General features: G+C 73.1%; 12 protein-coding genes. 1 reads left to right on the plus strand and 11 read right to left on the minus strand.

Translation table 11 applies throughout. The features are described from left to right. Nucleotides 1-18: 18 nt before the first annotated feature. From pstA to pstS, 3 genes are all read right to left on the minus strand, one after another. Nucleotides 19-903 carry a phosphate ABC transporter permease PstA gene (pstA, locus tag QFW80_RS09155; protein WP_280601474.1) on the minus strand — a complete coding sequence of 295 codons (885 nt, stop codon included), beginning with the start codon at nucleotides 901-903 and terminating at the stop codon, nucleotides 19-21. Continuing rightward, nucleotides 903-1,868: a phosphate ABC transporter permease subunit PstC gene (gene pstC / locus QFW80_RS09160; protein ID WP_280601475.1), complete on the minus strand. Its 966-nt coding sequence runs from the start codon at nucleotides 1,866-1,868 to the stop codon at nucleotides 903-905. Before pstC ends, pstA begins: the two co-directional genes overlap by 1 nt. 178 nt (nucleotides 1,869-2,046) lie before the next feature. Further along, nucleotides 2,047-3,141 (minus strand): phosphate ABC transporter substrate-binding protein PstS, encoded by a 1,095-nt coding sequence (pstS, locus tag QFW80_RS09165; RefSeq protein ID WP_280601477.1) that lies wholly within the window; start codon nucleotides 3,139-3,141, stop codon nucleotides 2,047-2,049. A 549-nt stretch (nucleotides 3,142-3,690) separates the two neighbouring features. On the opposite strand from pstS, the gene QFW80_RS09170 reads away from it, so the two are divergent. Next, nucleotides 3,691-4,983 (plus strand): OprO/OprP family phosphate-selective porin, encoded by a 1,293-nt coding sequence (locus QFW80_RS09170; RefSeq protein ID WP_280601478.1) that lies wholly within the window; start codon nucleotides 3,691-3,693, stop codon nucleotides 4,981-4,983. A gap of 24 nt (nucleotides 4,984-5,007) precedes the next feature. On the opposite strand, the gene gspN is transcribed toward QFW80_RS09170, so the two are convergent. The 8 genes from gspN to gspG are packed head-to-tail and all read right to left on the minus strand — an operon-like array spanning nucleotide 5,008 to nucleotide 10,274. Next, nucleotides 5,008-5,706 (minus strand): type II secretion system protein N, encoded by a 699-nt coding sequence (gene gspN / locus QFW80_RS09175; protein ID WP_280601480.1) that lies wholly within the window; start codon nucleotides 5,704-5,706, stop codon nucleotides 5,008-5,010. Then, nucleotides 5,703-6,194 carry a type II secretion system protein GspM gene (gene gspM / locus QFW80_RS09180; RefSeq protein WP_280601482.1) on the minus strand — a complete coding sequence of 164 codons (492 nt, stop codon included), beginning with the start codon at nucleotides 6,192-6,194 and terminating at the stop codon, nucleotides 5,703-5,705. The genes gspN and gspM overlap by 4 nt, the downstream gene beginning before the upstream one ends. Continuing rightward, nucleotides 6,191-7,294 carry a type II secretion system protein GspL gene (gene gspL, locus QFW80_RS09185; RefSeq protein WP_280601483.1) on the minus strand — a complete coding sequence of 368 codons (1,104 nt, stop codon included), beginning with the start codon at nucleotides 7,292-7,294 and terminating at the stop codon, nucleotides 6,191-6,193. Before gspL ends, gspM begins: the two co-directional genes overlap by 4 nt. Continuing rightward, nucleotides 7,291-8,265, minus strand: coding sequence for a type II secretion system minor pseudopilin GspK (gspK, locus tag QFW80_RS09190; RefSeq protein WP_280601484.1), 975 nt, complete (start codon nucleotides 8,263-8,265; stop codon nucleotides 7,291-7,293). Before gspK ends, gspL begins: the two co-directional genes overlap by 4 nt. Nucleotides 8,266-8,318: 53 nt before the next feature. After that, the gene (gene gspJ, locus QFW80_RS09195; RefSeq protein WP_425603534.1) at nucleotides 8,319-8,963 is read right to left on the minus strand and encodes a type II secretion system minor pseudopilin GspJ; all 645 of its coding nucleotides are present in this window, start codon (nucleotides 8,961-8,963) and stop codon (nucleotides 8,319-8,321) included. Then, the gene (gene gspI / locus QFW80_RS09200) at nucleotides 8,960-9,379 is read right to left on the minus strand and encodes a type II secretion system minor pseudopilin GspI (protein WP_280601485.1); all 420 of its coding nucleotides are present in this window, start codon (nucleotides 9,377-9,379) and stop codon (nucleotides 8,960-8,962) included. The genes gspJ and gspI overlap by 4 nt, the downstream gene beginning before the upstream one ends. Continuing rightward, a complete protein-coding gene (locus QFW80_RS09205; RefSeq protein ID WP_280601487.1) occupies nucleotides 9,363-9,815 on the minus strand; it encodes a GspH/FimT family pseudopilin in 453 nt (150 codons plus the stop codon). The genes gspI and QFW80_RS09205 overlap by 17 nt, the downstream gene beginning before the upstream one ends. Before the next feature lie 9 nt (nucleotides 9,816-9,824). Further along, nucleotides 9,825-10,274 carry a type II secretion system major pseudopilin GspG gene (gene gspG, locus QFW80_RS09210; RefSeq protein WP_280601488.1) on the minus strand — a complete coding sequence of 150 codons (450 nt, stop codon included), beginning with the start codon at nucleotides 10,272-10,274 and terminating at the stop codon, nucleotides 9,825-9,827. Nucleotides 10,275-10,284: the final 10 nt, after the last annotated feature.

Here is a 10,284-nt window from a genome sequence, read left to right on the forward strand (position 1 = left end):
GACGGGTCCAGGGAAAGGTCAGTCATGGGAGATCCTGTTGCGCAACAGTAGCGCGCGCGCCGACAGGCTCACCAGCAGCACGAACGCGGTCAGCACGAACGCGCCGGCCCAGGCCAGCTGCTGCCAGGATTCGTAAGGACTGCCGGCGTACTGGTACATCACCACCGGCACGCTCGCCATCGGCTGCAGCACGTTGGAGTTCCAGTACTGGTTGCCGAAGGCGGTGAACAGCAACGGCGCGGTCTCGCCCGAGATGCGCGCCAGCGACAGCAGGATGCCGGTGACGATGCCGGCCGAGGCGCTGCGGTACAGCACCTGCACGATGACCTTCCACTGCGGTACCCCAAGCGACAGCGCCGCCTCGCGCATCTGCACCGGTACCAGCTGCAGCATCTCGTCGGTGGTGCGCACCACCACCGGCAGCACGATGAAGGCCAGCGCGATCGATCCGGCCAGGGCCGAGAACCGCCCCCCGGTTTGCATCACGATCAGGGTGTAGACGAACAGGCCCAGCACGATCGACGGCGCCGAGAGCAGAATGTCGTTGACGAAGCGCACGACAGTGCCGACCTTGCGCGCCTTGCCGTATTCCGACAGCCAGGTCCCGGCGGCCACGCCCAGCGGCGTGCCGATGCCGATCGCCATCGCACACATCACCGCACTGCCGAAGAACGCATTGAGCAGCCCGCCCTCCTGCATGGGCGGCGGCGTCATCTGGGTGAACAGCGCCCAGTTGATGCCGCCGATGGCCTTGCTGGCCAGCGTCCACAGGATCCAGCCGAGGAAGAACAGGCCGAAGGCCGCGGTCAGCACCGCGAGCACGATCGCCAGCGCATTGCCGAACCGGCGCCTGGCGTACAGCCGGTCGGCGATCGCGTGCTCGCGCGGGGTGACGGCGGACATCAGTTGCCCTCCCTGCGCGCGAGCTGCATCAGCATGAAGCGCGCGATCGCCAGCACCACGAAGGTCACGATGAACAGCACGAATCCCAGCAGCAGAAGCGCCGAGCGGTAGGTTTCGGTGGCCTCGCCGAAGTCGTTGGCGATCAGCGCCGCGATGGTAGTGCCCGGCTCGAGCAGCGAGGGCGACAGCCGCACCGAATTGCCGACCACGAACGCGACCGCCATGGTCTCGCCCAGCGCCCGGCCGAGGCCGAGGAAGATGCCGCCGATCACCGCCGAGCGGGTGTAGGGCAGCACGATGTCCCAGCTGACTTCCCAGCGCGTGGAACCGAGCGCGTAGGCCGACTCCTTCAGCCGTGTAGGCACGGTGAGGAACACCTCGCGCATCACCGAAGAGATGAACGGGATCACCATGATCGCCAGCACGAAGCCGGCGGTGAGCATGCCGATGCCCAGCGGCGGGCCGCGGAACAGCACGCCCAGGCCCGGAATCGTGCCGAGGTGGTCGTTGAGCCACGGCGTCACGTGCTCGGTCATCACCGGCACCAGCACGAACAGGCCCCACATGCCGTAGATGATCGAGGGGATGCCGGCCAGCAGTTCGATCGCCGTGCCGACGGGTCCGCGCATCCAGCGCGGCGCGACCTCGGTGAGGAAGAAGGCGATACCGAAGCTCACCGGCACCGCGATCAGCATCGCGATGACCGCGGTGACGATCGTGCCGTAGATCGGCGCCAGCGCGCCGTACCTGTTCTCGACCGGGTTCCAGTCGGCGGAGAAGAAGAAGCTCAGCCCCTGCGAGGCGAGTGCGTCGCGCCCGCCCCACAGCATCGACAGCGCCGCACTTGCGAGCGCCAGCAGCACGAACACCACGGTCGACGCCAGCGCCCAGCGGAACAGGCGGTCGTTGCGGGCGTCCCTGACGTCGCGGTCGCTGCTGGGAGCGGGAATCGTGGCGGCGTTCATGCGGTATCCGGGATGGGAGAAGGGCCGTCATCCCCGCCGGGGCGGGACCCCCATGTCCGGCGCCCCGGGAGGGAGAGGGCGGGCGGACACCGGAGCACCGCCTGGCCGGGCGGCGAACCGCCCGGACCCGGTGGGGTATAGCCGCGACGGCCGCACGGCGCGCGCGCGGCCGGTTGCATCACTTGAATTCCGCGGCCCAGTACGCCTCGATCTGGGACACCAGTTCAGCCGGAAGCGGCACGTAGTGCAGCTCGGTCGCCTGCGCCTGGCCCTGCTCGAAGGCCCACTTGAAGAAGTCCAGCGTCGCGCGGCTGCGCGCCGGGTCCTTCGGCTGCTTGGGCATCAGCATGAAATTGGTGGCGGTGATCGGCCAGGCGTCCGCGCCGGGGGCGTTGGTGATCACCAGGTTGAAGTCGGTCGCATTGGCCCAGTCCGCGGTGGCGGCGGCCGCGGCGAAGCTCTCGTCGTTCGGCTGCACCCAGTTGCCGGCGGCGTTCTGCATCGAGGCGTACGGCATCCCGTTCTGCAGCGCGTAGGCAAGCTCGACGTAGCCGATCGAACCCTTGATCTGCTGCACGTAGGAGGCGACGCCCTCATTGCCCTTGCCGCCGACGCCGGTCGGCCACTGCAGCGAGGTGCCTTCGCCGACCTTCGCCTTCCAGTCCGGACTGACCTTGGACAGGTAGTTGGAGAAGTTGAAGGTGGTGCCCGAGCCGTCCGACCGGTGCACGATGCTGATCTTGCCGTCGGGCAGGGTGGTGCCTGGGTTCAGCGCTGCGATGGCCGGATCGTTCCAGGTGGTGATCTTGCCGAGGAAGATGTCCGCCAGCACCGGGCCGGTCAGGCGCAGCTGGCCGGGCGCCATGCCTTCGAGGTTCATCACCGGCACCACGCCGCCGATCGCGGAGGGGAACTGGCCCAGTCCGGCTTCGGCGAGTTCCTCGCTCGGCAGCGGCTTGTCGCTGGATCCGAAATCGACCGTGCCGGCCTTGATCTGGGCGATGCCGCCACCCGAACCGATCGACTGGTAGTTGACCTTGGCGCCGGTGGCGGCGTTGTAGTCGGCTGACCAGCGCGAGACCAGCGGATAGATGAAGGATGCGCCGGCGCCCGAGATTTCCGCGTCGATGCGATCTCCGGCCGGGGCACCCGCAGTGCCGTCGGCGGCGGGCGCCTGGCCGGCGGGCGTGGACTCATTGCCGGGCGAGCACGCGCTGGCGAACAGCGCGGCCGACAGGGCGAGGACGGTGAAGCGGGCAGGACGGGTGTTCATGTGCGAGCTCCTGGAGCGGACCAGGGCGTGCCTGGCGGGATGGCCACATGAAATGATGTTTTTGTTACAGGCGTATGACTGCGCGGCGCCCATCCGCCGCCCGGCGCTTCGCACGGGGCCGGGGCACGAAAAAAAGCGGGCCCGGAGGCCCGCGCAATGGGAGGTGCCGTCTTGAGGAGAGGGAGATCGGATCGGTCGGAAGCGCCGGGCGTACCGCCAGGGGAGAGGACCGGCGGGTGTCCGGTGACGCTTCCGTGGAATGCATTGGACCGCCCTGCGATGACAGGGGCATTCAGCGTCGATGACGCTCGCGTGACATCGGCCGGTGGCCGCTGGCTCGCGGGGTGGCGTCCCAAGCGGCCAAGGCTGGCGTGCGGCGGTCACGGCGCGGAAAGCCCACAGACGCCGGACTGTCATATGACAGCCGTGTCATCAAATTGACACGTCACTGACCCATTCTCCGCGCTGCCTGCCTCCACAGCGCGCCTGCGCGCTTCGATCCGGCCACCGCCCCTCGGCCTCGCGCCGTCACCACTCCGGGATGCCCCCATGCGCCATTCGCTCCTCGCTACCGTTGTCGTCTCCACGCTTGCGGTCGTCAGCGCCCCCGCCGCCGCGCAATCGCCGCAGGCGCAGGAGATCGCCGAACTCAAGGCCCAGATCGCCGCGCTCGCGGCCAGGGTCCAGGAACTCGAGACCCGTACCGATGATGCGTCTGCGGCGCCCGCCGCGGCGGTTGCCCAGACCACGTCGCCGCAGCCGGTGGTTGCCACGAAAGGTGGCCTCAAGGTGACCTCCGCCGACAAGGCGTTCGAGGTTTCGCTCGGCGGCCGCATCCATTTCGACGCCTACGCCTTCGACCGCGACCAGGCCGAGCCTGCCGGTACCACGGAGTTCCGCCGCGCGCGCCTGACCCTGCAGGGCAAGGCCTATGGCTGGGACTACAAGCTCGAGCAGGACTTCGCCGCCGGCAGCAACCTCGACGGGCTGCGCGACGCCTACATCGCACGCGAAGCGCTGGGCGGCAGGTTCACCATCGGCCACTTCAAGCCGTACCGCTCGATGGAGGAGCTCACCAGCTCCAACGACCTGCTGATGATGGAGCGTCCCTTCGCCTCGGCCACCGGCCTGTTCAACGGCCGCCAGTTCCAGCAGGGCGTGGGCTACCTGCGCGCCGGGGACAACTACACCGCGGGCTTCAGCGCGTTCAACCTGCGCGGCGCCAGCGGCGCCCGCAACGAGGGCGTGGGCTACGCGGGGCGCGTGACCTTCGCGCCGATCGCCACCGACCAGGCCACGCTGCACTTCGGCGCATGGGCCAGCCAGGAGAACGCGAACCAGGGTTCGGCAGATCTGGTGGCCTCGGTCAACTACGCCGGCCGCCGCGGCCCGTCGCAGGCGATCGCGACCGTGAGCGGGGCCAGCGGCGACGAGGTCACCGCCTACGGCGTGGAGGCGGCCGGCGCCTTCGGCCCGCTGTTCTTCCAGGGCGAGTACGCCAACGCCGCGTTCGGCCAGCCGCTGGGACCGGACCAGGACGTCACCACCTGGTACCTGCAGGGCAGCTGGCACCTCAACGGCGGCCACAAGCCGTACAAGGCCGGCACCGGCGTGTTCGGTTCGGCGCCCGTCGCCGGCGCGGGACTGTGGGAACTCACCGCGCGCTACGACGCGATCGAGAACAGGGACATCGCCGACCTCGACGTGAGCAGCTGGCTGCTGGGCGTGAACTACTACGTCAACCCGGCGCTGCGCTTCATGTTCAACTACACCCGCGGCGACAACGGCTTCAACGGCGACGAGACCGGCCAGTACGCGCTGCGCACGCAGTTCGCGTTCTGACGGCCTGCGCCGGCGCCGGCGCGCTCAGTCCGCGAGCGTGCCGGCGTCGACCCGGCTGAACCCGCCCGGCGCCTGCTGGAAGCCGGCGGCCAGCAGCGCGATCCGCAGCGCGGGATCGTCGCTGCGGGCCAGGCTTTCGACGCGCCAGGCGCCGTCGCCGTCGACCTCCAGCCGTGCCTCGACGTGCAGCGGCCCGCCCGGTTGCTCGGGCACGAGTGCGAGCACGCCGCGGCGGCCCTCGCATGCGGGCGCGCCGGCGAGGATGAGCGGCGCCAGCGCATCGTCCGCGGACGCGATCTCGACCCGCACCCGCCCGCCGGCCTCGCGACAGCCCGCGTCGTCGAACAGCAGGCCGGCGCCTTCCAGCGACGCGCGCAGCGCCAGTCCCGACAGCGCCGGCAGCGGCAGCACGCCGTCGGCCTCGCGCAGCCCCCGCCGGGGGCCGGTGTACAGCACGAGTGACAGCGCGGGCCCGCGCATCCACACCTGCCGCCGCCCCGCCAGCAGCGGCAGCGGCGACAGGCCCAGGTGCATGTCGCCCAGCGGGGTGGAGTGCCAGTGCAGCTGGCGCAGCCGTCCGGACCAGACCGCGCCCTCGACCCGCGTCGCCGACAGCGCGGCCGGCAACGACAACCGCGGCAGCAGCAGCCGCAGCGGCACGCACACGACCACGCCGAGCGCCAGCGCGGCGACGAACCACAGCGCGAGCCGGCGCCGGCTCACGTGCCGTCTCCGCCGAAGCCGACGCTCGCGCGCAGCCGGCCGTCGGCCGGCTCCACCCGCAGCGAGGCCGGCGCCAGTCCGTCGCCGGCCAGCGTGCCGAGCCAGCCGAACAGCGCCGGCGCGGCGACGCGCTCGAACTCGAGCACGAACGCGCCATCGGCGGCGGTGCGCTGCCGGCTGGGCGCCAGGCCCGCGGCGCGCGCGCTGTCGAGCACGCGCCGCTGCAGCGCCTCGCCGTCCGGCGCCACGGTGCGCGCACCGTCGCCGCCGTGCGCCGTGAGCGACGCGACTTCGGCCTCGGCCGCCTGCAGCGCGGACACCGCGCGGTCGTAGCGCGCGCCGGCGTGCTCGCGCACCGCGCGCAGCGGCCACAGCAGTCCGTACCACCAGGCGAACGCCGCGAGCAGGATCGCCATCAGCGCCAGCATGGCGCGTTCGCGGGGCGCGCGCGTGCGCCACCAGCCGGCGGAGCGGGCGATCGGACTCATGCGCCGGGCTCCAGGGACAGTGCGGTCCGCAGGCCGCGTTCGCCCGCGCGGCTGCCGCCTTCGACAAGCCGCCAGCCATCGCCGGCGAGGGTGGCGCGCAGCGTCTCCAGGTCCTCGGCGCGCGGATGCGCGAGCACCGCCCGCACGCGGTCGCCGCGCTGGTACTCGAACTCGACCAGGTGCACGCCCGGCTGCGCGGCCACCGCGGCGAACAGCGCGCCGGTGGCCGCGGCGAACGCGCGCGGTGCGCGGGCGGCCTGCAGCTGCGCGTCGAGTCCATCCGGCCCGTCCGCCGAGGTCGCGCCCGTCGCCGGCAGCGCGTCGCGGACGATGGCGGAGGCGCGTTCCTCCAGCGCACGCGCCGCCAGCGTCAGCTGCAGCGCGTGCGCGGCGACCAGCAGCAGCGGCGAGGCCACAAGTGCGGCGACCAGCCACGCCAGCCGCCTGCGGCCGGCGGGACGCGCGCGCCTCGATGCCGGGACGAACTCGCCCTGCAGCAGGTCGATCTCCGGGTGCAGGGCGCCGGCCGCGAAGCGGGTCGGATCGCCGTCCAGCACCACCCGGCCGCGGTCGCCGAGCACCCGTACCGCCAGCGCCGGCTCGGCGACGAACGCCAGGTCCACGGCCCGCACCAGCCAGCGGTCGCCGGCGACGAGCACGTGCGCGGCGCCCGGGGCCTCGGGCGGTGGCAGCAGCAGCTGTTCCGGCACCGCGGCGTCGACCGCGAGGCCGTGGGCGGCGGCGCGGTCAAGCCAGGCCTGCACCAATGCGGCATCCACGGCGGCCACGCGGCGCAGCGTGCCGGCGCGCGCGTCGTCGAGCGCGACATGCAGCGGCTGCGGACGCGCCAGCCGCGGCGCGAGCAGGGCGCGCGCCGCCGCCCGGGCCTGCGCCGCGCTGTGCGCCGGCAGGTCGAGCCGGTCGATGCGGATCGCCTCGCCCGGCACGACCAGCACGGTCGACGCGACCGCGCCCGCCGGCGGCGCCGCGTGGCCGGGCGGCAACGGCACGCGGGTGCGCACGCGCCCGTCGCCATCGACCTCGATCAGGATGGCCTCGGCCGCGGGATCGGCGGGCAGGAACAGGATGCGGTGGTTCATTCGTCGTGGGTCCATCGCCGGGCGACCAGGCGCACGGGCCCGGCGGTGTCGGCATCCAGCAGCGCGCTCAGCACCACCTCGGCGCCGTCGTAGTCGACTTCGGTGCGCAGCGCGAAATAGCGCGTGCGCAGGCGCAGCTGCTGCAGCGCGTGGTCGGGAAGCGGCACGGCGAGCGCCTGCGCGAACGCCGTCACGTCGGGCCAGCCGCCGCCGGGACGCGCGGCGATCACCCGGCGCGCGGCGGCGGCATCGAGCGCGTTGCTGCTGATCATCGCCAGCATCGGCGCGTCGTCCGGCTCGAGGGTGTTGGGGTTGAGCGGCGACAGCGCGCTGTCGGGCTGCGCGCACACGTGCGGGCGCAGGCGCGCGTAGGCGGCCGCGTCGTGTCCGGCGATCGCGCGCAGTTCGCTCACTTCCGCCAGCAGCGCGCCGGAGGTGCGGTATCCGGGCCAACGGCCGGCGTAGGCGGCGTCTTCGGCGCCCGCCGCGGACGGCAGCTGGTCGCTGTCGATCCAGTCCACCAGCGCATCGGCCATCGCCGTGGCCTGGGCCGGCGCGATGCCGAGCGCGCGCAGTAGGGCGAGGTACTGCTGCACGCCGGCCTCGCGCCGCGACCACTGGCCGACGGCGCCCTCGACCACGCTGTTGAGGTTGAAGCAGGCGCTGGCATCGTCCAGGCGGATGCGCATCGCGCCGCCGTCGATCGGGAACACGAACGGGCGGCCGTTCCAGCCGCCTTCGAGCGTGGTGCGTCCGTCGCCGCGGTCGAGCTGGCGGATGCGCGCGCGCGCCAGTTCCTCGCTGCCCAGCGCATACCACTGCGCCTGCGCCAGCGCCTGGGCGTTGCCGGTGCGGCGCAGGCCGAAGCGGATGTCGTCGAGCACCGCCACCAGCAGCGCGCCCATCACCGCGACCAGCAGCAGCACGGTGAGCAGGGCCGCGCCGGCCTGCGCCGCGCCTGCCGGAGGCATGCGGTCCTCTAACCCGCAGCGCGGCGCGTGCGTGCGGCGGGCATGGACGCGGCTCATGGCGCGGCCCCCGGCAGCAGGAAGCGCTGGCGTACGCGCCCGATCGCGTCCAGCTCGAGCTCCAGTTCGACCGCCACCGGCAGGGTCGCGGCGCCGCCGGGCCAGCCGTCGTTCCACGTGTCGCGCTCCAGGTAGGCCACGCGCGCCCGGGTGACGCCGTCGAGCAGGACGCGCGCGGCCGGCGGCGCGGCGCCGTCCACCGCGGCGCGTGCGCTGCGCTCCAGGCGTCCGTCGACGATGCGGTACTCGACGTATTCGAGCGAGGCGCGCGCGGCGGCGTCCGGGTTCTCGCGGCCGCGGCGCACGAACGCGAACAGCGGCCCCGCGTCGCCGGGGCGACCACCGACGAAGGCATCGCGCGCGCTGCTGCCGTCGGCGCGCCGCACCAGCCGCACCGCGGCCTGCGACAGGTCGGCGCGCAGCAGCGCCCGCGCGCGCTGGAACTGGCCCAGGCGGTCCATGCGCTCGCGCAGCACCTGCTGGCTGTCGACGGTATAGCCCATCACCCCCACACCGGCGGCGGCGATCAGGCCGAACAGCGCCAGCGCGACCATCACCTCGAGCAGGGTGAAGCCGCGCGCGCGCGCGCGCGGTCCCGGGGCCGGTTGTTGCCGGCGTGCGCGAAGGCGGATGCGGGTCACCGCGGCAGGCTCCGGAACAGCGCGAGCTCGGCCGCCACGTGCGATCCGTCCGCCGGCGAAACGCGGATGTCCACCCGCAACAGCGAAGGATCGGCCGTCGGCGTCGTGCTGCGCGTCCACTGCCAGTCGCGGCCGCCCGCATGCTCGCTGCCGGCGGCGTCGGCCGCCAGCGCGCGCACGTCGAGTGTGGCGGCGTCGACCGCGATGGTGTCGGCGACCGCTCCCGCCAGTACCCGCTCCTCGATCGCGACCGCGGTGCGCGTGCTCTCGCCGGCGAGGTTCAGCAGCCCGAGCACGGCCAGCGCGAACACCGCCAGCGCCACCAGCATCTCGATCAGCGAGAAGCCCGCGCCCGCGCGTCCGCGCGACGACGCTGCATCCGGACGCACGCGGCAGGCGTCAGCGCGCCAGGCCATCGACCGCCACCGTCCCGTCGGCATCGACCGCCACCCGCGCGCGCCGCCCTTCGCGCTCCAGCACCACCACCGCCGGCTCGGTCGCGCCGGTCGGATCGAAGCGGACCGCCTGTCGCGGCGCGCCCGGCGGCAGCCGCGGCTGGGTGCCAGAGTCCCAGTCGACGGCGGCGAACGCGCGGCCCTCCAGCGGCTGCCAGCCGTCGAAGCGGCGGCGCGAGAACGCGTAGCCGCGCGCGGTCACCGCCACCTCCACCGTGCGCATGCCCAGGATCGCCTCGTCGCGCGCATGCGCCAGCCGCGCGGCGAAGGTCTCCGCGTCCCGGGCCAGCGCGTCGTCGCCGGAGGGCAGCGTCAGCGCCACGGTCGCGCCCGCCAGGCCGATGACGGCCAGCGCCACCATCAGCTCGACCAGGGTGAAGCCGCGCGCGCGCCGCATGGCCCGCCTTCAGCGCCAGTTGCCGATGTCGGCGTTGTCGCCGTCGCCGCCGTCCGCGCCATCGGCGCCGAACGAATACACGTCGAAGCCGCCGCTGCGCCCCGGCTGGCGGTACTGGTAGGCGTTACCCCACGGATCCTCCGGCAGGCGGCGGATGTAACCGCCGTTGCGGTAGCGCTCCGGGCGCGCGAGTCCCGACGGCGCGCTGAGCAGCGCGTCCAGGCCCTGGGCGGTGGTGGGGTAGGCCAGGTTGTCGAGGCGGTAGGTTTCCAGCGCCTGTTCCAGCACCGAGATGTCGGCGCGCGCCTTCTCGGTCATCGCCCGGTCCTGGCTGGGCATGACGTTGATCATCACCACGGTCGACAGCAGGCCGATAATGACGATCGCCACCATCAGCTCGACCAGGGTGAAGCCGGCGGCGCGGCGGGAAGGAAACGGACGGGTGTCGCATCGGTGCATGGGGGCCTCC

It is taken from the genome of Luteimonas rhizosphaericola, from assembly GCF_029888045.1.
Lineage (GTDB): Bacteria > Pseudomonadota > Gammaproteobacteria > Xanthomonadales > Xanthomonadaceae > Luteimonas > Luteimonas rhizosphaericola.

Bases quoted from the DNA above. Each gene is read 5' to 3' on its own strand.
- QFW80_RS09205 (WP_280601487.1), bottom strand. From the start codon at position 9,815: ATGCGGCGCGCGCGCGGCTTCACCCTGGTCGAGCTGATGGTGGCGCTG.
- gspK (WP_280601484.1), bottom strand. From the start codon at position 8,265: ATGCCTCCGGCAGGCGCGGCGCAGGCCGGCGCGGCCCTGCTCACCGTG.
- pstC (WP_280601475.1), bottom strand. From the start codon at position 1,868: ATGAACGCCGCCACGATTCCCGCTCCCAGCAGCGACCGCGACGTCAGG.
- gspM (WP_280601482.1), bottom strand. From the start codon at position 6,194: ATGAGTCCGATCGCCCGCTCCGCCGGCTGGTGGCGCACGCGCGCGCCC.
- gspI (WP_280601485.1), bottom strand. From the start codon at position 9,379: ATGGCCTGGCGCGCTGACGCCTGCCGCGTGCGTCCGGATGCAGCGTCG.
- pstA (WP_280601474.1), bottom strand. From the start codon at position 903: ATGTCCGCCGTCACCCCGCGCGAGCACGCGATCGCCGACCGGCTGTAC.
- QFW80_RS09170 (WP_280601478.1), top strand. From the start codon at position 3,691: ATGCGCCATTCGCTCCTCGCTACCGTTGTCGTCTCCACGCTTGCGGTC.
- pstS (WP_280601477.1), bottom strand. From the start codon at position 3,141: ATGAACACCCGTCCTGCCCGCTTCACCGTCCTCGCCCTGTCGGCCGCG.
- gspG (WP_280601488.1), bottom strand. From the start codon at position 10,274: ATGCACCGATGCGACACCCGTCCGTTTCCTTCCCGCCGCGCCGCCGGC.
- gspL (WP_280601483.1), bottom strand. From the start codon at position 7,294: ATGAACCACCGCATCCTGTTCCTGCCCGCCGATCCCGCGGCCGAGGCC.